The 19525-nt window shown below is 59.9% G+C and carries 18 protein-coding genes and 1 tRNA gene; 11 read left to right on the top strand and 8 right to left on the bottom strand.

The features are described from left to right. Window positions 1–10: 10 nt before the first annotated feature. The gene (gene upp / locus Q1A32_RS17340) at window positions 11–643 is read left to right on the top strand and encodes a uracil phosphoribosyltransferase (protein ID WP_299614711.1); all 633 of its coding nucleotides are present in this window, start codon (window positions 11–13) and stop codon (window positions 641–643) included. A 68-nt stretch (window positions 644–711) separates the two neighbouring features. After that, window positions 712–2079 carry an SPOR domain-containing protein gene (locus tag Q1A32_RS17335; RefSeq protein WP_299655972.1) on the top strand — a complete coding sequence of 456 codons (1368 nt, stop codon included), beginning with the start codon at window positions 712–714 and terminating at the stop codon, window positions 2077–2079. Between the two features lie 3 nt (window positions 2080–2082). Here Q1A32_RS17335 and Q1A32_RS17330 read toward each other — a convergent pair whose 3' ends face one another. After that, window positions 2083–3099, bottom strand: a complete 1017-nt coding sequence (locus tag Q1A32_RS17330) for a hypothetical protein (protein WP_299655969.1) — start codon at window positions 3097–3099, stop codon at window positions 2083–2085. Window positions 3100–3263: 164 nt separating this feature from the next. Between Q1A32_RS17330 and Q1A32_RS17325 the strand changes: the two genes are divergently transcribed. From Q1A32_RS17325 to Q1A32_RS17315, 3 genes are read left to right on the top strand one after another with little or no spacing between them, the layout of a single operon-like run. Continuing rightward, complete coding sequence (locus Q1A32_RS17325) at window positions 3264–3731, top strand: hypothetical protein (RefSeq protein ID WP_299655966.1); 468 nt, start codon at window positions 3264–3266, stop codon at window positions 3729–3731. 2 nt (window positions 3732–3733) lie between these two features. Then, window positions 3734–4300 carry a hypothetical protein gene (locus Q1A32_RS17320; RefSeq protein WP_299655963.1) on the top strand — a complete coding sequence of 189 codons (567 nt, stop codon included), beginning with the start codon at window positions 3734–3736 and terminating at the stop codon, window positions 4298–4300. Window position 4301: 1 nt separating this feature from the next. Continuing rightward, window positions 4302–4865, top strand: coding sequence for an SCO family protein (locus tag Q1A32_RS17315; protein WP_299655960.1), 564 nt, complete (start codon window positions 4302–4304; stop codon window positions 4863–4865). 2 nt (window positions 4866–4867) lie between these two features. On the opposite strand, the gene Q1A32_RS17310 is transcribed toward Q1A32_RS17315, so the two are convergent. Further along, the gene (locus Q1A32_RS17310; protein ID WP_299614705.1) at window positions 4868–5629 is read right to left on the bottom strand and encodes an NAD kinase; all 762 of its coding nucleotides are present in this window, start codon (window positions 5627–5629) and stop codon (window positions 4868–4870) included. Between the two features lie 183 nt (window positions 5630–5812). On the opposite strand from Q1A32_RS17310, the gene glyA reads away from it, so the two are divergent. Then, window positions 5813–7108, top strand: coding sequence for a serine hydroxymethyltransferase (gene glyA, locus Q1A32_RS17305; RefSeq protein WP_299655957.1), 1296 nt, complete (start codon window positions 5813–5815; stop codon window positions 7106–7108). A gap of 32 nt (window positions 7109–7140) precedes the next feature. Here glyA and Q1A32_RS17300 read toward each other — a convergent pair whose 3' ends face one another. Beyond that, window positions 7141–8133 (bottom strand): NAD(P)H-binding protein, encoded by a 993-nt coding sequence (locus tag Q1A32_RS17300; protein WP_299655954.1) that lies wholly within the window; start codon window positions 8131–8133, stop codon window positions 7141–7143. Between the two features lie 44 nt (window positions 8134–8177). Next, window positions 8178–8552: a hypothetical protein gene (locus Q1A32_RS17295; RefSeq protein ID WP_299655951.1), complete on the bottom strand. Its 375-nt coding sequence runs from the start codon at window positions 8550–8552 to the stop codon at window positions 8178–8180. Between the two features lie 76 nt (window positions 8553–8628). On the opposite strand from Q1A32_RS17295, the gene Q1A32_RS17290 reads away from it, so the two are divergent. Together Q1A32_RS17290 and Q1A32_RS17285 are read left to right on the top strand one after the other, a co-directional pair. Further along, complete coding sequence (locus Q1A32_RS17290; protein ID WP_299656702.1) at window positions 8629–9405, top strand: alpha/beta fold hydrolase; 777 nt, start codon at window positions 8629–8631, stop codon at window positions 9403–9405. A 51-nt stretch (window positions 9406–9456) separates the two neighbouring features. Beyond that, window positions 9457–10701 (top strand): cyclopropane-fatty-acyl-phospholipid synthase family protein, encoded by a 1245-nt coding sequence (locus Q1A32_RS17285; RefSeq protein WP_299655948.1) that lies wholly within the window; start codon window positions 9457–9459, stop codon window positions 10699–10701. On the opposite strand, the gene Q1A32_RS17280 is transcribed toward Q1A32_RS17285, so the two are convergent. After that, entirely contained in the window at window positions 10698–11372 is a 675-nt protein-coding gene (locus Q1A32_RS17280; protein ID WP_299655944.1) for an HAD-IA family hydrolase, read from the bottom strand. The genes Q1A32_RS17285 and Q1A32_RS17280 overlap by 4 nt on opposite strands. A gap of 194 nt (window positions 11373–11566) precedes the next feature. Between Q1A32_RS17280 and carB the strand changes: the two genes are divergently transcribed. After that, window positions 11567–14899 (top strand): carbamoyl-phosphate synthase large subunit, encoded by a 3333-nt coding sequence (carB, locus tag Q1A32_RS17275; protein ID WP_299655941.1) that lies wholly within the window; start codon window positions 11567–11569, stop codon window positions 14897–14899. Between the two features lie 3 nt (window positions 14900–14902). Here carB and Q1A32_RS17270 read toward each other — a convergent pair whose 3' ends face one another. Then, entirely contained in the window at window positions 14903–15682 is a 780-nt protein-coding gene (locus Q1A32_RS17270) for a hypothetical protein (protein WP_299655938.1), read from the bottom strand. Window positions 15683–15824: 142 nt separating this feature from the next. Here Q1A32_RS17270 and Q1A32_RS17265 point away from each other — a divergent pair. After that, window positions 15825–15900: transfer RNA gene (locus tag Q1A32_RS17265), tRNA-Thr, on the top strand. A gap of 99 nt (window positions 15901–15999) precedes the next feature. On the opposite strand, the gene Q1A32_RS17260 is transcribed toward Q1A32_RS17265, so the two are convergent. Then, window positions 16000–17610, bottom strand: a complete 1611-nt coding sequence (locus Q1A32_RS17260; protein ID WP_299655935.1) for an alkaline phosphatase family protein — start codon at window positions 17608–17610, stop codon at window positions 16000–16002. A 27-nt stretch (window positions 17611–17637) separates the two neighbouring features. Further along, window positions 17638–18315 (bottom strand): glutathione S-transferase family protein, encoded by a 678-nt coding sequence (locus tag Q1A32_RS17255; RefSeq protein WP_299655932.1) that lies wholly within the window; start codon window positions 18313–18315, stop codon window positions 17638–17640. A 125-nt stretch (window positions 18316–18440) separates the two neighbouring features. Between Q1A32_RS17255 and Q1A32_RS17250 the strand changes: the two genes are divergently transcribed. After that, complete coding sequence (locus Q1A32_RS17250; protein ID WP_299655929.1) at window positions 18441–19484, top strand: TAXI family TRAP transporter solute-binding subunit; 1044 nt, start codon at window positions 18441–18443, stop codon at window positions 19482–19484. Window positions 19485–19525: the final 41 nt, after the last annotated feature.

The raw sequence follows: 19525 nt of genomic DNA, 5'->3' as shown, positions 1-19525 counted from the left end.
GAGCTGCCCCATGTCCGAACATCTGACTGTTGTCGACCACCCCCTTGTCCAGCACAAGCTGACCATCATGCGCGACAAGAACACGCCGACGGCGGTGTTCCGGCAGTTGTTACGCGAGATTTCGCAGCTTCTGGCCTATGAGGTGACGCGTGGGTTGCCGATGACCACCAAGCAGATCGAAACACCGATGCAGTCGATGGATGCACCGACTCTCGACGGCAAGAAGCTGGCGTTGATTTCGATCCTTCGGGCCGGCAACGGCCTGCTGGATGGCGTTTTGGAGCTGATCCCGTCGGCGCGCGTGGGTTTTGTCGGTCTGTACCGGGATGAAGAGACCCTTCAGCCGGTCGAATATTACTTCAAGGTGCCCGAAGCCCTGCAAGATCGGCTGGTCATTGCCGTCGATCCGATGCTGGCCACGGGCAACTCGTCCGCAGCTGCCATCGACAAGTTGAAAGAGGCGGGCGCCACCAATATCCGCTTTTTGTGCCTTCTGGCCGCTCCGGAGGGAATCGCCCGCATGAAAGACGCGCATCCGGATGTTCCGATTGTCACGGCGTCGGTCGATGAGCGCCTGAATGACATCGGATATATCGTGCCGGGCCTTGGCGATGCCGGGGATCGGATGTTTGGCACCAAATAGCGGGCATCGCCGCTTTACTCAGTCGCGGTGTTGAGGCATCGTATACCCTATATCTTGTGGGGGATATGATGAGTTTTACCAGAATTGCAGCCATTGCTGTTATTGCCGCTTCTGTGTTTATCGGTGCGAGCCATGCGCAAAACCTGCGCAGTGCGCAGACCCCAGCGGAGTTTCCGCCCGCGTCCTTCAAAGGCACCCAATATGTGGACAGTCGGGGCTGTGTGTTCATCCGCGCCGGGATTGATGGCAATGTGACCTGGGTGCCGCGGGTCAACCGCCAGCGCCAACTGATCTGTGGTCAGACGCCGACGCTGTCTGCAAATGCAGCGGCGGCAGCGCGGTCCACGCCACGCCAGACGACACAAGGATCGCCCGAGCAGATTACGATTGATGCGCCCACCGCGCAGACCAACGTGGCCCCGGCGCCCGTGCAGACGCCTGCCCCTCAGCCCACGGCACGAACAGCCCAGACAGTGCAGCCTGCACCTGCCGTGACAGTGCGCCGTCCGGCTGCATCACCGGTGCGCCCCGTTGCGCCTGCCCCGACGCAGCAACGCACGGCAACCGCAGAGCAGGCCGTGCCGGCATGCGATGGCCGGACCGCCGTCAGTTCGCGATATATCAATTCGGGTCAAACCCGCGCCGTGCGGTGTGGACCACAATCGGTGTCGCCAACGACGGCCCCTGTCGCCGCGGCGCAAGCACCTGTGCCTGTAGCGCCCGTGCGCCCTGCACCCACCCGCACCGTTGCTGCCACAGCCCCCGAAGCCAGAATTGCAGGTCCGCAAACGCGGGTCGTACCCCGCCATGTGTTTGAAAACCGGTCGCTGAAGCGCCCTTCCAAAGTGCCCGAGGGCTATGTTCCTGTGTGGGAAGATGACCGATTGAACCCGCGTCGGGCAGAACAGTCGTTGAACGGCATCGCGCTGACCCGACTGGCGTGGACCGCCACGGTTCCGCGTCGTTTGATTGATCGCAGCACGGGACGGGACATGACGGCCAGAGTGCCGCTTGTGTTCCCGTATACAGATATCGACACACAGGAGCGCAACCTGGGCACTGTGACGCTGGTGCGCCGCGATGGAAAGATCATGAAGCGCGTGCAGCGCAAAAGCCGTGCCAAGGCGCGCCAACCCGTTGTATCCACACGGTCCGCCCCAAAGCCTGTTGTGAAAACAGCCCCGCGCAAATCGCCCGAGGCGACAACGAAAGGCCAATACGTGCAGGTCGGTACATTTGGTGTGCCTGCAAACGCACAGGCGGCAGCACAGCGCGTCGCGCGCGCCGGTCTTCCTGCGCGAATTGGCAAGGTAAAGCGCGGGGGAAAATCCTACCAGATCGTGCTTGCCGGTCCGTTCGCGTCATCCGCTGATCTGTCTAACGGGTTGCAACGCAGCCGGGCCGTAGGTTTCAGCGATGCGTTTGTCCGCAAGTAAGCCCTAGTTTTCGCAAATAGCCTGAAGTTGCAGCCAATCCCTGTCGCGCATGATTGGCGCGGGATCCTGCCCGGACATCGGGTCCGCCTCGATCAAGGGCAGCGTCGCCTCGCCTGATATGTCGCGCGCACGGGCATACGGCGTGCTGCGCACCTGGGCTGTTGCGAAGGTGGGCAGAAGGTTCTCCGCAGGCATTTCGACGGCAGGAGTGGCCAACTGATCTTCGGCAAACGCTTCAAGCACTCTGGGCGGCAACGATCCTGTGGTAAGCAGCGTGCCCGTTGCACGGGGGCCCGCATGTTCCAGCAGCTTGCGCAACGGAGGCGTTTCAGCACTGCGGCTCTGCTCGACCAGGATGTAGCCTGCGGCGACATCCGGTTCTTCGTAGTCTTCGACCAACGTGCGGTTCAAAAGGACGGTTCCGCCGGGCAAGGATAGTGCTTCGCGTACGCCACCCGGCACCACCACAACGCGGGCCGCCCCGGTACGCCCGGCAAGGGCAACCAACCCGGGGCGCGCTTCGATTGTGTTGCAGGGCTGGCCCGATACCCGTTCGATCCGCGCCAGCAGGGCTGCGCCGATCTCGGCCTCCTTTACCGGTGGCACCACGCGCATGGCGTGATCGACCAAAGCGCCCGGCAGCCAGAACAGAGCCAGCGCCGCAACCGCCGAGGCAGAAATCGCAGCCCCAAGCCACCGTACGCGGCCAGGTTTCGGACGTGCCCGCGCAACCGCGCGGCGCAGCGTATCAATCGCATCGATCATGGCGTCTTCGGTCGCGGCAAGTTCAAGCAACTCTTCCGGATCGCCATCGGGGTGGTACGCCGCCCCGCCTTTGTCCGGCATCGGCGCCTTTTCGACAGCTGCCAGCGACCAATGCGTAATCGCGCGGTCATTGAGGTCGGATATGATCAAAGTGGCATCGCCCACCGACACGATCACTTCACGGCGCTGCGCATCCGCTGACGCGCGCCAAAGGCCCGATGCTTCGAGCCGGTCATATTTGCTAAGTGCTGTCATACCTGTGGTTGGCGGGCGCTTTTGTGCCTCTGTCGTGCCTACCAACGATAGCAGACGTGCCCGCAGCCGCCAAGCGATCACAAATGCGCAAATCCAAAAACCGTGATTTGACCGACGCCACGTCAACTGTCAGCCTCATGTTACAGTTTCAAAGGAAAGGCCGCATGATGCGATCACTCATTTTTGGCGCGCTGTCTGCGATTGCCCTGCCCATGGCCGGGCAAGCCGCCGAAGGCACCCCCATTCAGGTCACGGGCGAGATTATCGACACCTGGTGCTACTATTCTGGCGTCATGGGCAGCCCGGATGCCGTTGTCGGCTCTGCCCACCACACCTGTGCACTGTGGTGCAGTGCCGGTGGCATCCCGGTGGGTCTGCTGGCCGAAGACGGCACTGTCTATATGGTGTTGAAGGTGGGCGACGACGATCAGACCGCAGGCGGCGATGGCATTTTGAAGCTCGCCGCTCATACGGTTGAGGCGGATGGCACGCTTTATCAGAGGGATGGCCTGAACTACATCGTCGTGTCCGAGGTTGTGTCTGATCTGGATATCACGAACCAGAACCACGACGACTATGGCAATGTGCCCCCTTTCTCCATCCCGAAATCAGCCCGGCCCGGAGGGGAATGATCATGTTGAAACAGTTTACAGCCGCGCTGGCCCTTGTGGCCGCACCCCTCGCTGCGCAGGACTTTTCCGAAGGGTCCGAAGCGCGCAGTTGGAACCTCTATGCCGAAGTGCCCGCCACGTTCGAGGCGACCGTTGTTGATCTGGTGTGTGAGTTCACCGGTGACTGTCCCGCTGATTGCGGCGCCGGCAAACGCCAGCTTGGGCTGGTGCGCACGGCGGACGATGTGCTGGTCTTGCCGATGAAAAACAGCCAACCGGCCTTTACCGGCGCGGCGGTCGAATTGCAGCCCTTTTGCAACCAGACCATCACCGTGGACGGGTTGATGATTGATGACCCGGAACTGGGTGCCAACAACGTCTATCTGGTGCAGACCATTGTGCCCCCGGGCGGCGGCGACAAGATCAAGGCCAACCAGTGGACCAAGAAATGGGCCGCTGAACACCCTGAGGCCAAGGGCAAGGGCCCATGGTTCCGTCGTGATCCAAGCATCGCCGCGATCATCGAGGAAGAGGGGTATCTTGGCCTTGGACCTGCTTTCGACAAGGAATGGATTGCGGAGAATTTCTGAGGTGTTGCGCACTCTTTTGACGATCATGGCGCTTGCGGTGGGGATGCCTGCCGCAAGCCAAAGTCCATTTCCTGTGGATATCGGTGGGCCTTACGCTCTGTTGGACCAACATGGCCAGACACGGACCGAAGCGGACCCTGATGGCAAGGCGCAGTTGGTTTTCTTCGGATACGCCAACTGCCTGAACATCTGTTCAGCCGCCCTGCCCCTGATGGCGCAGGTTGTGGACGAACTGGCTGCGGACGGGATTGATGTGACGCCCGTGATGATCACCGTTGCGCCCGATCAGGACACGGTTGAGACGATGGGAGAGCCTTTGGCGGAAATCCATACCGACTTCGTGGGCCTGACCGGGGACGAGGACGCGCTGCAAGGCGCCTATGACGCCTTCAAGGTCGAGGTGGAGCCGCTGTTTGAAGACCCGGAATATGGCTGGATTTATTCCCACGGCAGCTTTGTGCATCTGCTGGATGCTGACGGTGAGTTGCTGACTCTGTTGCCGCCCATTCTGGACGTGAGCCAAGCCACCAAGATCGCACGGGGCTATCTGAACCCGCAGGGCTGACCCTAGTTGAACTGCTCTGAAATGAGCCGCTCTTCGAGCCCGTGACCGGGGTCGAAGAGGATACGGTGCACGATGGACGGCTCTGACTGGATTTCGACCGACACGACGTCCCGGAAAGATCGCGAATCCGCTTCGGCCATGACGGGGCGCTTTTCGCTTTCCAGCACGTCAAAGCGGACCTTGGCCATCTTGGGCAACAGCGCCCCGCGCCAGCGCCGTGGGCGGAAGGCAGCCACGGCGGTCAGGGCCAGCACGTCTGACCCGATGGGCAACACCGGTCCGTGAGCAGAATAGTTGTAGGCGGTTGACCCTGCCGGTGTGGACACCAACGCGCCGTCGCACACCAACTCGTCCATGCGCAAACGGCCATCCACGGTGATGCGCAGCTTTGCCGCCTGCGGCCCGGCCCGCAGCAGTGACACTTCGTTGATGGCAAGATCCTTGTGGCTTTCGCCGGACGTGTTCCACGCGGTCATGGACAGCGGGTTCAGTTCCGCCTCCTCCGCCGCCTCAAGCCGGTCGACCAGATCGGCCTCGCCATATTCGTTCATCAGAAAACCGATGGTGCCGCGGTTCATACCGTAGACAGGCACGTCCATGCGTTCGGTTGCGTGCAGGGTCTGCAACATGAACCCATCGCCCCCAAGGGCCACAACCACGTCCGCCTTCGCCTGATCCACATCGCCATAGCGCCCGATCAACGTCGCCCGCGCGGTTTGGGCCACGGGCGCGCGGCTGGCCGCAAAGGCGATCTTGAGGGGCATTCAAAGTTTCCTATGGCAAACGTAGTGCGCCGAAAGAACCATATCTTTTCGCCCCTTACCAGCGTTGACCACGCTTTGTCGCTGGTGGCGCGCGTTTGGTCGGGATACATCCTTTGCTCAAAGGGTCGGTTTCCGATAGGAAACGGCCAATCAAATCGACTCAGTCCCGCTAGGAGAGTTCCAATGAATGCGCCCCATCGCACCGACGGTTTTTTCACCCAATCCTTGGCCGATCGTGACCCCGAACTGTTCGGGTCCATCCGCGATGAGCTGGGCCGCCAGCGGGACGAGATCGAGCTGATCGCCTCGGAAAACATCGTGTCCGCCGCCGTGTTGGAAGCGCAAGGCAGCGTGATGACCAACAAGTACGCCGAAGGCTATCCGGGCCGTCGGTATTATGGTGGGTGCCAATACGTTGACGTGGCCGAGAACCTTGCCATCGAACGTGCCTGCAAGCTCTTTGATTGCGGCTTTGCCAATGTGCAGCCGAACTCCGGCTCTCAGGCCAACCAGGGTGTGTTTCAGGCGCTGTTGCAGCCCGGTGATACGATCCTTGGCATGAGCCTTGATGCCGGTGGGCACCTGACCCACGGGGCCAAGCCCAACCAGTCGGGCAAGTGGTTCAATGCCGTGCAATACGGTGTGCGCCGCGACACGCTGGACATCGACTATGACCAGATCGAGGCATTGGCGCTTGAGCACAAGCCGCAGATGATCATCGCAGGTGGGTCGGCCATCCCGCGTGTCATCGACTTTGCCCGCATCCGCGAGATTGCAGACAAGGTGGGTGCCTATGTGCTCGCCGACGTGGCGCACTTTGCCGGTCTGATCGCGGCGGGCGAATACCCCTCGCCCTTCCCACATGTACATGTGGCGACCACCACCACCCACAAGACCCTGCGCGGCCCGCGCGGCGGCATGATCCTGACAAATGACGAGGCGTTGGCGAAGAAGTTCAACTCCGCCATCTTCCCCGGCATTCAGGGTGGTCCGCTGATGCACGTGATCGCGGCCAAGGCCGTGGCCTTTGGCGAAGCGCTGGAGCCGTCCTTCAAGACCTATCAGCAGCAGGTGATCAAGAACGCCCAAGCACTCGCCGATCAGCTGCATCAGGGCGGGCTGGACACCGTGACCCACGGCACCGACACCCACGTGATGCTGGTGGACCTGCGCCCCAAAGGTGTGAAGGGCAACGCAACCGAGAAGGCACTGGGCCGGGCGCATATCACTTGCAACAAGAACGGTGTGCCGTTTGATGATGAAAAGCCGACGATCACGTCGGGCATTCGTCTGGGCTCCCCCGCTGGCACGACGCGCGGGTTTGGCGAGGCAGAGTTCCGTCAGATCGGCGACTGGATCATCGAAGTGGTCGATGGGTTGGCCGCAAATGGCGAAGATGGGAATGGAGACGTGGAAGCAAAGGTGAAGGCCGAAGTGGCCGAGCTTTGCGCACGCTTCCCGCTTTATCCGAACCTGTGATGTGAGCGCCCCCTGCCCGGCGTGGGGGGCATTCAGAACACGCTGTGATCACCGCGCTCGACAGTGGCTTTGCCGTCGATGACATCGGCATAGTAGTCAAACAGCGTGTCGGCGCCCGTGGACGGCGTTGTGCCGCGGTCGTAGTGCCCTGTGTCTTCGTTCAGGACCAGCATCGACTCTGTCGCATAATACAGACCGATACGCGCAAATTCCGCCTTTGCCGCCAAGCTGGGAATGACACGGCTGACCAGCCCCAAGCCACCTGCAATGCCACGCATCATGCCCACGGGGACGTGTTTGAAGATTGGCGGCTTGTCTAACAGCGAGAATAGATGCGTGCCCATCGCGCGCGGCGTCAGCGCAGGACCGGGGCCGCCTATCGGCAGGATACGGTTTTGCCGCTCTGGCGCGGTCAGGCACGACGCCATGTAGGCCCCGAGATCACGGTCGCTGATGGGTGTGCAGGCCGTCAACTCTCCGTCCCCGAACAGCAGATAGGGCCTGCCTGCCCGCACCCGTGCTATCTGGCCCGACAGCGACTTGAAATAGGCGGTGGGACGCACAATCGAATAGGTCAGACCGGATGCAATCAGTGCCTGTTCGGCGGCCAGTTTTGCGTGCTGGAACGCGAGGCGTGGTCTCTGGACGCAGATGGCCGACAGCAGAACGAATTGCTGCACACCCGTGGCTCGTGCCGCGTCAATTACGTTGACGGTCGCCTGATGGTCGATGGCCCATGCATCTTGCGGCGCGCCGGTGCGCGACGCGAGGCACGAGATGACTGCATCATAGGGGGGATCGCCGAAGGCATCACGTTCGAGGGTTGCGGGATCGGTGACATCTGCCTGCACAAGCGTAACACCGGCCAAGGCACCCACATCTGAAGCAGGCCGGACAAGGCACGTCACATCGTAACCAAGATGCACAAGCGCATTTGTGGTGGCGCGGCCAATTGTGCCCGTGGCCCCAAGGACGAGGACGCGCTTTGGCCTCAGCGTTTGGTTCGGAGCGGGTTCTGTCGTCACGGTACTGCAACCGTCGTCGTATCATGCACGGAACATCCAGACATTCACACGTGCCCGGACCACCACATCCACACCACAACGGCCGTCAGCACCAGAAGAACGTTGAAGGCCACGGCGGCACCGATCCCCAGCCACAGCCCCTTCCGCCTGTCCGCGCGGTCGATGCCGTCCAGAAATGTCAGCACACGATCCTCTGCGGCGGACAACGCGGCAGGGTCTACCTGCCGCATAAGCTTGGGGTGGCCACCATAGGACTGCGCCGCGACGATCTTGCGCGCATCCGCATGCACACGCTTGGGCATACGCCGCCCTGTTCGGCTGAGGGCCGCGTCCAGCGATTTGCCCCGCACGCCAAATGCCGCTCTCAATGCGGCCTGAATCCGGTCGGCGCGTGTCTGAATGCTGTCTCGGGTTTCCATGCGACTTCCTACCCCGGACGTCGCGGGCGCTCAATCCCTCTGGTCCCGGGGGCTGTATCTGGCTAAGTCTGTGTCCATGCTCAGCTATTCCGAACATGGATCTTCCGACGGCACACCCCTTCTGATTGCACACGGCCTTTACGGATCCGGGCGCAACTGGAATGTGATTGCCAAACGTCTTTCTGACACACGCCGTGTGATCACGGTAGACATGCGCAATCATGGGCAGAGCTTTTGGTCAGATGATCACAGCTACGAAGCTCTGGGCGCTGATCTGGCGGAAATCATCCACGGCCTTGGAGGCCCTATGGACGTGGTGGGACACTCGATGGGCGGAAAAGCGGCGATGATGCTGGCGCTGGACCGGCCAGACGCGGTTCGTCGGCTCGTGATCGGCGATATCGCGCCGGTCAGCTACGGCCACTCTCAGATGGAGTTCATCGATGCCATGCGTGCCGTGGATCTGTCGTCTGTGACCCGCCGGTCAGACGCAAATGATCAGCTTGCGGCGCAAGGCGTGGATCCCGCCCTGTGCAGTTTCCTGACCCAATCGCTGGAAGTGGCTGAGCAAAGGTGGCGGCTGAACCTGGATGCGCTTGCGGACAACATGCCTGCGATTCTGGGGTTTCCTGATGTGACAACGTCCTTCGCCGGTTCGACCTTGTTCCTGTCGGGTGGGCAAAGCGACTATGTCACTCAGGCCTATCGCCCGGTCATCCGTTCGCTGTTTCCCGAAGCGCGCTTTGTGAAGATACCGGGGGCCGGGCATTGGCTGCATGCAGACAACCCACGCGCACTTGAAGGCACCGTGCGCGCATATCTGGACGCGCCCGCCCCCAGACCCTTGACGTAACCCCTGCACCCGCCGCACTTTTACGGGCGGAGTGACTAGGAGGGTGCGATCATGTGGGACAAACTGCTTGACCGTTTTTTGAAAGGCATGATGGTCGCGGACCGTCTGAGCCTGACCTATCCGGATGGATCGACGCGGGACTATGGCCCGGATACCGGTGCGACCGCTCACCTTGAGATATCTGACGCGGCCACGCTGCGATCCATAATCCTGAACCCCGATCTGGGTCTGGGCGAAGGGTACATGGACGGAAAGATCATCCCGCGCAACTGCACGCTGGACGACGTTCTGACCATCATTGTGCGCAATCGGTTCAAGGGAACCATTCCACCGTGGATGCTGATGGCGAACCGGGCCCGCTTTCACATGCGCCGTTTCATTCAGAACAACGCGCCGACCGCATCGCGCAAGAACGTAGCGCATCACTACGACATTTCGGACGACCTCTACCGGCTGTTTCTGGATCAGGACATGCAGTATTCCTGCGCCTATTTCGTGCACGATGACATGTCGCTGGAAGAGGCGCAGATTGCGAAGAAGGCACATATTGCCGGCAAGCTGTGCCTTGAGCCCGGCATGCATGTGCTCGACATCGGGTGCGGCTGGGGCGGCATGGCACTAACGCTTGCCCGCGATTACGGATGCCGGGTCACCGGCATTACGCTCAGCAAGAACCAATTGGCCACCGCAAAACACCGCGCCAAGGCAGAAGGCCTGTCCGACCAAATAGAGTTCCGCCTGCAGGACTACCGCCACACCGAAGGCACCTTTGACAGGATCGTATCGGTTGGCATGCTGGAACATGTAGGCGTGCCCAATTTCGGCACATATTTCAATCGGGTTGCCGAGCTGTTGGATCCTGACGGCGTTGCCCTGATCCACACGATTGGCAGGTCCGCTCCGCCCATGACGCATTCATCGTGGATCAACAAATACATCTTCCCGGGCGGCTATGTCCCGTCGCTGTCCGAGCTTGCCCCGGCAATGGAGCAATCCGGACTTTGGCAAATGGACATCGAGGTGTGGCGTCTGCATTACGCCAAAACGATCCGGCATTGGCGGGACCGTTTTGACGCGCATCTGGATGAGATAAGTGCGACCTATGATGATCGCTTTGTCCGTATGTTCCGGTATTACCTGACCGTCTGCATCATGGCGTTCGAACAGCAGATGCAGGGTGTTTACCACCTGCAATTGGCACATAAACGGGATGCCGTGCCTTTGACGCGAGACTATCTTTATGACGCGGCCACACCTGCGGCAGCGTCCATCATGCACGAGCGGCGACAAGCCTAGGCTGCGATAGACGCCTCTCCACGCAATAGGGATACGCGCGGGACATCGATCACTTCGACACCGTCGCCAAAGCTGCGCCCTTCGACCGTCGCGCCGGGGTAGCCAAGCGTGCGGATACCGGCGGCAAATGCGGCCTGCGCACTTTCGGGCGTGTCTTCGATGGCCAGCGCCGTATTGGCGGTGACACCCAGGTGGCGCAGCGCTTCATTGTAGATGTCCGGTGCAGGCTTGGACCGTGCGGCCAGCGTGTTGTCCCCGATGAAGTCGAAAACGGACGGATCAATCGTCGCATGGAGTCCACGCAATATCGCTGCGACCTGACGCGGGTCGGTCGCTGTCACAAAGCCGATTTTCATGTCTTGAGCCTGCGCCTCGGCAATCAGATCGGCAATGCCCGGGCGCAAGTCGACACCCTGTTCCAACGCCTTCTCGAAGACACGCACCTTGTCTTCGTAGATTGCGTCAATTTCGACTTCGGCCCCTTGGGTATCTGCGTAATGTTTCAACCGCGCCTTGCCGCCCGGCACTTCCAACAAGCTGCGGTAAGTATCAGCATCCCAATGCCACACCACCTCGTTTAGCTCAAAAGCAGTGTTGAAAGCCCGGCGTTGCAGATCGGATGTTTCGGCCAGCACGCCAATGGATCCCAAAAGAAGTGTTGAATACGCCATATGTCTGTTCCCTGTGGTTTGGATGGTCGCGCACTCAGGCGTAACCGCGGCGGCAGGCAAAGAGTTCCGCGCTCAGATGCAGTTTTCCGGGCGCGGGCGCGCGGGCCCTCTTGCACCTTCCCGCGCCATCCCTATAACGCAGGACAATTTGCTTGCGCCCGCTGCGCAGGCTGCATCCACACCGGGGGGCCAAGATGCCAAAGCGTACCGACATCAAGTCGATCATGATCATCGGCGCGGGTCCCATCGTGATCGGTCAGGCCTGCGAATTTGACTACTCCGGTGCTCAGGCCTGCAAGGCGCTGCGCGAGGAAGGCTACCGGGTGGTTCTGGTCAACTCGAACCCGGCCACGATCATGACCGATCCGGGGCTGGCCGACGCCACCTATATCGAACCCATCACCCCCGAAGTTGTCGCCAAGATCATCGAGAAGGAGCGTCCCGATGCCTTGCTGCCCACGATGGGTGGGCAAACGGGTCTGAACACCTCCCTCGCGCTCGAAGAGATGGGCGTGCTTGAGAAATTCGGTGTCGAGATGATCGGGGCCAAGCGCGACGCCATCGAGATGGCCGAGGATCGCAAGCTGTTCCGCGAGGCGATGGACCGGTTGGGGATCGAAAACCCACGCGCCACCATCGTGACAGCGCCCAAGGACGCGAAGGGCAACAAGGACCTTGCCGCAGGCGTGGCCATCGCCCTTGAGACGCTCGAAGAGATCGGCCTGCCTGCCATCATCCGCCCGGCCTTTACCCTTGGCGGGACGGGCGGCGGAGTGGCCTACAACCGCGATGACTATGAAGCCATTTGCCGGTCGGGCATGGACGCGTCCCCCGTGGGTCAGATCCTGGTGGACGAGTCGCTGCTGGGCTGGAAAGAATACGAGATGGAGGTCGTGCGCGACACGGCTGACAATGCCATCATCGTCTGCTCCATCGAAAACGTGGACCCGATGGGCGTACACACGGGCGACAGCATCACCGTGGCCCCTGCCCTGACGCTCACCGACAAAGAATACCAGATCATGCGCAACCACTCGATCGCCGTTCTGCGCGAGATCGGCGTGGAGACCGGCGGGTCGAACGTGCAATGGGCGATCAACCCCGACGACGGGCGCATGGTCGTGATCGAAATGAACCCGCGCGTGTCGCGGTCATCCGCGCTGGCCTCCAAGGCGACGGGCTTTCCCATAGCGAAGATCGCGGCGAAACTGGCGGTCGGTTACACGCTCGACGAGCTCGACAACGATATCACCAAGGTCACACCCGCGTCGTTCGAGCCCACCATCGATTACGTCGTCACGAAGATCCCTAAATTCGCGTTCGAGAAATTCCCAGGCTCTGAGGCATCCCTGACCACCGCGATGAAATCCGTGGGCGAAGTGATGGCCATCGGGCGCACCTTCCACGAGTCTCTGCAAAAGGCGATGGCGTCGATGGAAAGCGGACTTGTCGGTCTGGACGACATCGACATTCCCGGTGCGCCGGACAAGGCAGCCGTGGTCAAAGCAATCTCTACCCAGACACCGGACCGTTTGCGCCTGATTGCCCAGGCCATGCGGCACGGGCTGAGCGATGATGATATCTTTGGTGCGACCAAGTTCGACCCTTGGTTCCTTGCCCGCATTCGCGAAATCGTGGACACCGAGGCACAGGTGCGCGACGCCGGACTGCCGGTAACCGAAGAAGGGCTGCGTGCGCTCAAGATGATGGGCTTTACCGATGCGCGGCTTGGTCAATTGACGGGTCGCGACGAAGGTCAAGTGCGCCGCGCGCGGGAAAATCTGGGTGTGAAGGCGGTGTTCAAACGGATCGACACCTGCGCCGCCGAATTCGAAGCCCAAACGCCGTATATGTACTCCACCTACGAAACGCCCGTGTTCGGCGAAGTGGAGTGCGAAGCGCGCCCGTCCGAACGCAAGAAGGTGGTTATCCTTGGCGGTGGTCCGAACCGGATCGGGCAAGGGATCGAGTTTGACTATTGCTGCTGTCACGCCTGCTTTGCCCTGACGGCGGCGGGTTACGAGACGATCATGATCAACTGCAACCCGGAGACGGTCAGCACAGATTATGACACGTCTGACCGGCTGTATTTCGAGCCGCTGACGTTTGAGCATGTCATGGAGATCCTGCGGGTCGAGCAGGACAACGGATTGCTGCATGGTGTGATCGTGCAGTTCGGGGGGCAGACACCGCTGAAGCTTGCCAATGCGCTGGAAGAAGCGGGTATCCCGATCCTGGGCACCACTCCCGACGCCATTGATCTGGCCGAAGACCGCGAACGGTTCCAGGCACTCGTGAACGATCTGGGCCTCAAGCAGCCTAAGAACGGTATTGCCCATTCCGGCGCAGAAGCGCTTGAGATTGCAGGTGAAATTGGCTTCCCGCTGGTGATCCGGCCATCTTACGTCCTGGGCGGTCGCGCGATGGAGATCGTGCGCGATCAAGCCAACCTTGAGCGCTACATTTCCGAGGCGGTTGTCGTATCGGGCGACAGCCCCGTGTTGCTGGACAGCTATCTTGCCGGCGCTGTTGAACTGGATGTCGATGCGCTGTGCGATGGTACGGATGTGCATGTTGCAGGCATCATGCAGCACATCGAAGAAGCGGGTGTGCACTCGGGCGACAGCGCTTGTTCCTTGCCCCCCTACTCTCTGACGTCCGACGTGATTTCCGAGATTGAGGCACAGACCCATGCGCTGGCAAAAGCGTTGAACGTGGTGGGCCTCATGAACATTCAATTCGCCATTCAGGGCGATGACATTTTCCTGATCGAAGTGAACCCTCGTGCATCGCGCACGGTGCCCTTCGTTGCCAAATCCACGGACAGCGCCATCGCGTCCATCGCAGCCCGGGTCATGGCGGGTGAACCGCTGTCGAACTTCCCGCAGCGCCCGGCCTATGATGCGGATGCAAGCTATGACAGTGTGCTGCCGCTGGCCGATCCGATGACATTGGCCGACCCAAACATGCCGTGGTTTTCAGTCAAGGAAGCGGTGTTGCCCTTTGCCCGTTTCCCCGGTGTCGACACGATCCTTGGCCCCGAAATGCGATCAACCGGCGAAGTCATGGGGTGGGATCGGACATTTGCCCGTGCGTTTTTGAAGGCGCAGATGGGCGCTGGTATGGTGCTGCCCGGTGCGGGATGTACGTTCATCTCGATCAAGGACATGGACAAAACCCCGCAGATGCTGGAGGCGGCACAGATACTGCATGGTTTGGGCTTCACCACGGTCGCGACACGCGGCACCGCAAGCTGGCTTGAGGCCAATGGCGTGCCATGCGGGACGGTGAACAAAGTCTATGAAGGACGGCCTGACGTGACGGACATGATGAAAGACAGCGGTATCCAGTTGGTGTTCAACACCACGGAAGGCGCACAGGCGGTCGAAGACAGCAAGTCGATCAGATCCATCGCGCTGTATGACAAAATCCCGTACTTCACGACAGCCGCAGGCGCTTACGCGGCGGCACTGGCCATTCGCGAACAAGCGTATGGGGATGTCGGGGTAAAGGCGCTGCAGGGCTGACGGCTACAACGCCAGAAAGCGATCCGTTATGTCGTCGAGATTCTTGAGGATTGCGTCCCCAAGGACCGAAGCAAGCTGCGCATCACGCGGATCAATCGGTTGTCCGGCCGCTGCTGCCGATAGAATGGGTTCGAGCGTCTTCCACTTGCCCGCCACTTTTCCAAGCGTGATCTTGATGTGGATGTTCGGTGCGGCGACCAACCCATCTTTCGCACGGCCTGTCACCAACCTGTCCATCGACACGGCAAAGAACGCAATTTTTCGGGCCAAAACCTCGTTTGCACCATCAGGTGCAAGACCGGTGAGCGCCAGGCACAGATCACGCTGAAATGCCTGCGAGACAACGCGCAAATCTTGAACCAACATGAATGAGCCGCGGTTTTTAGCGCTGATCGTAGAAGGCGCGTCGACCTTCATCTGATCGAACGCGTCGGCCAGATCCGGATTGATCCTCAATATAAGAGTCAGTGGAACGGTGTGCAGATCACCGGCTGCAATTTGGCGTGCCGACTTTGTGAGCGTATCGACATCGGCAAGTAGTGCCTTTGACACATCTGCTCTTGTGTCCAAGTCATGCGACAGTCGAACAAGCTGTTCGGTCGAATGGGAAATGTCCTGCACATGTACCGGGGTCTCAGCCCCGATCAGCACCATACAAACCGATTTCGTGACCCGGTGCACCAAAACTGCCTGGTCTGCCAGAACGCGCACTGTCGCTGGTTCCGCGTCCGCCGACCGCAATCCCAGGCCGAGCATCAGACTTACGGCCAAGAGCAGTTTCATCAGAGTTTTCATGTTCAATTCACAATTAGGATGCCTGCGACCTACCCGTCTGGGATTAAAGGCACCTTAAACCGCGGGCATTTGGGTGATTACATATCCTCTTGTTCCGTTTTATCCATTCAGTATAAGCCGCACCCAACAGGCCGCTGTAGCTCAGCTGGTAGAGCACGTCATTCGTAATGATGGGGTCGGGGGTTCGAGTCCCTTCAGCGGCACCACTTTGTCCCCCGAATTAATACCTTGCCGGTCGCTGTTCAGGTCGAGTTCAGCAGAGAACCGGCGTGTGGAAGGCTCGTGCAGCCGGGAGGATCGCCAAACTATGCATCAATGTGCGGCGGCATTTTCAACCCGTTCGCTTCCAGCTCTTCCTGATCCCAATAGGCGATGTAGATGCCTTCGGGTTCCTGAGCATCCGCCATCCTGTTGATCACGTCTGACGACCGCGTGATCCGCGTGTGGTGCTTACGGGTCCACGCAAAGTGCAATGCCTTCAAGCGCTCGACCTGATCCTGGTGCTGCGGGTCATCGCCAAGATCATGCAACTCGCCCGGATCAGTCTCGAGATCAAAAAGCATCGGTCGCATCGTTTCCACATGGATGTATTTCCAGCGCCCGTCAAAGACCATAACAAGGCGCGCATCGCTTTGATCCACGTTCACCGCGCGCCGCGCATCGCGGGTGGCGTAGTCGTATTCCGAAATGCAGTGATCCCGCCATTTCCCGCCGTCTGCATGCAGTAAAGGATCAAGTGCACACCCCTCGAACACATGATCCTTGGCTGGCCCACCAAAGAAGGACTGGAACGTCGGAGCCAGATCGATCCCTTCAACCAGAGCATCCGTCGATGTGCCGCGTGTCATGTCAGCTTGCGGCCTTGGATCATAAACCATCAGTGGAATGCGGGCGGAACAGTCGTAAAACAGGTCTTTCTCACCAAGCCAGTGGTCACCCATGTTGTCCCCGTGATCCGAGCAGAAGACAATCATGGTGTCCTCCATGCGCCCGCTGCTTTCAAGGTAGTCAAAGAGCCGGCCCATGTTGTCGTCCAGTTCCTTGATGAGACCCATGTAGACAGGGGCCACGACATCCCGCACGTTGTCGCGGGCGAAGCTTTTGCAGATGCGTGTGTTGGTCCAGCCTTGCATCAAGGGGTGCGTGTGCTCCCCTTCGCGCCGATTTACCTCTGGCAGATCATCCTTGGAGTACATGTCGTTGTAGGGGGCGGGTGCCAAATACGGCCAGTGCGGCTTGATGTAGCTCAGATGGCAAAGCCACGGGTCGTCACCCTGAGCTTCCATGAATTCGATACCGCGTGTTGTCAGCCATGCTGTCTCCGAATGCTCTTTGGGCACCCGGGCCGCAAGCGGCGCGGTTTCCAGAAGCCAGCCAGACTTTTTCAGACCATCCGGGCCGATTGCTGTGTTGGCCCATTCCTCCCACGGGGTCTCGCCCCCCATCCCATGGTCACGCAGATACTGTTCGTAATCCTCTGCATGGCGGTTCTTGTCGGTTGCCGCATTTGTTCCATCGTCTCGTACAAACACGTCGAACCCGCATTCGCTGACCAGCGCGCCAATCGTGCTTTCGGGTTCAATTCCAAGGCGCTTCATGCCCTCTTCATCCGCGCGCATATGGGTCTTGCCGACAAGGGTGCTGGTCACACCAATCTCACGCAGATGATCGCCCAATGTTGGCTCCCCTACCCGCAACGGAAAACCGTTCCATGTGGCGCCATGGCTGCGCACATATCGGCCGGTATAAAAGCTCATACGGCTGGGACCGCAGATCGGAGATTGCACGTAGGCTCGGTTGAACCGCACGCCCCTTGAAGCAAGCCTGTCGAGGTTCGGCGTGTTGATATGGGTTGCGCCGTAACAGCTGAGGTAGTCCCACCGCAGCTGGTCCGCCATGATCCACAAGACGTTCATTCGGAATCCCCCAATTTCTTCGCACCATCAACGGGGCGGGATATACAGCCCTTCGGATTTCAGTATTTCGATGTTCTTTTCTTCGCGTAGCATCGCGCGTTGAATAGCCGGGCGGGCAATGCTCAGATCATGGTGACGTTGAATGTTTCTGTATGTGTCGCCAGGATAGCCTACGCCCAGAATGCGGGCCCAGACCCAGAACAGATATCCGTCGACGACGGACCAGGCGTCCCCGTACCACCATGGCCCGGATTCGAGCCGCGCGTCGATCATGGCCATGATCTTGTTCATCGCCTCGATGCCCAAGGGACGGACGATTTCGAATGACAATTCCTTATCTTCGATAAACTTCAAAGGCATGGCGACGCGTGTAACGGTCGGGTGCACTGTGGCTGAAAAGAAGACCAGATCTGCCGTCTGTTGCAGCGCCTCCAGAGTGGAGTTGGTACTTGGTAGCAACCCGGCGTCGGGAAAAGTGGCATTCAGCCAGCTTAAGATAGCGACATTTTCCGTGAGTGGTGTGCCATTTATCAGCAGCGTCGGCACCTTGCCTTTAGGGTTCAGCTTTAGAAATTCAGCCGAGTTCTGTTGGTTCGCTGCCGTACGGATAAGCTCGGTGTCGAAGGGCACGCCGATCTCTTCCAACGCAATGGTCGGAACCCGCGCGCAAGTATTGGGTGCAACAAAAAGCTTTAGGTCCGGCATTGATTGGAATCATAATCTAGTTATTACTAACCCAACAAGCAAAAAAATCGATTTTCATGCCAAAAGCCACGATCAAACAAGCGGCACGGTCCAAGTCGAATGCACATCACTTCGGGAGGAATATGATGTCACGAACCATTATAGCCGGGCTGGCGACGGCCTTATGTATGGCCGCGAGCGCGCAGGCACAGTCCATTCTTACGGCAGAGACCGCAGCCCCGAATACAACGCCCGGCATCTCCATCATCGCGCTGTCCGAAGCCGCTGCAAAAGAAGGCGTGGCAGACATACAGGTCACATCCGGTCAAACCTTGACCAACTCGGTCCAGAACGTCGCCGAAGGGAAAACGGACATCGCGGCAGCCCCGTTCATCTTGCCCTTCTTTCTTTCCCGTGGCGTCGGCCCATATGCCAGCGTCGGCGCGGAAAAAGGTGCGGAATTGGCTGGCAATCTCGCTGTTCTATACACCTACCGTATCTCCGTTCAGGGGCTTTATGCCTATGACAGCTCGAACATCGCCGGCTGGAGCGGTGTTGAGGGCAAGACCATCTACAACGGCCCACCACGCGGGGCTGCGCTGTCAAATGCGCGCCTGTTGATCAAGACAAGTACAGGGCTCGAAGAGGGATCGGGTTACACCGGGATCCAGGTCAATTGGGGGCAGGCCGTCAAAACAATTCAGGACGGCTCTGCTGATGCATTTGTGTTGCCGATGTCCTTCCCGGACCCGCGCGTGTCAGCGGCCCTTGCGTCCGGCAACATGACCATCTTTTCGATGGCCAAGGATGTCTTTGAAGGTGACGCGTTTCAGAAGGTGGCTGGCATTCCCGGTACGGTTCGGTTTTCGATGCCCGTGGCTGACATGGGGTATGGCGATGGCGTCACGATCGCATCCGAAGACGGCACATTCCGCGGTCCGGGGACCGTCGGGGCGGATATCGTGAACGCCAGCATGGATTTCGATACGGCCAAGGCGCTGACCGCGGCATTCATCGCAAATATCGAAGGCATCTACCATGCTAAGGCACCGTTCATGTCCGTGTCGTGGCATGGTGAGACGGATATCGCTGTGACCGATATGTGTGGGCCCAACCCACTCAAGTACCACCCGGGCGCTGTCGCTGCCTGGGAAGAGGCGGGCTATGCCCTGCCCGATTGCGCAAAATAGCCCATCGCCTTCCGACCTGTGCGCAGGCTGCGCACGGGCAT

This window comes from uncultured Tateyamaria sp. (assembly GCF_947503415.1).
Lineage (GTDB): Bacteria > Pseudomonadota > Alphaproteobacteria > Rhodobacterales > Rhodobacteraceae > Tateyamaria.
Note: the sequence above shows the minus strand (reverse complement) of the source record. Positions and strands in the feature narration are given on the sequence as shown.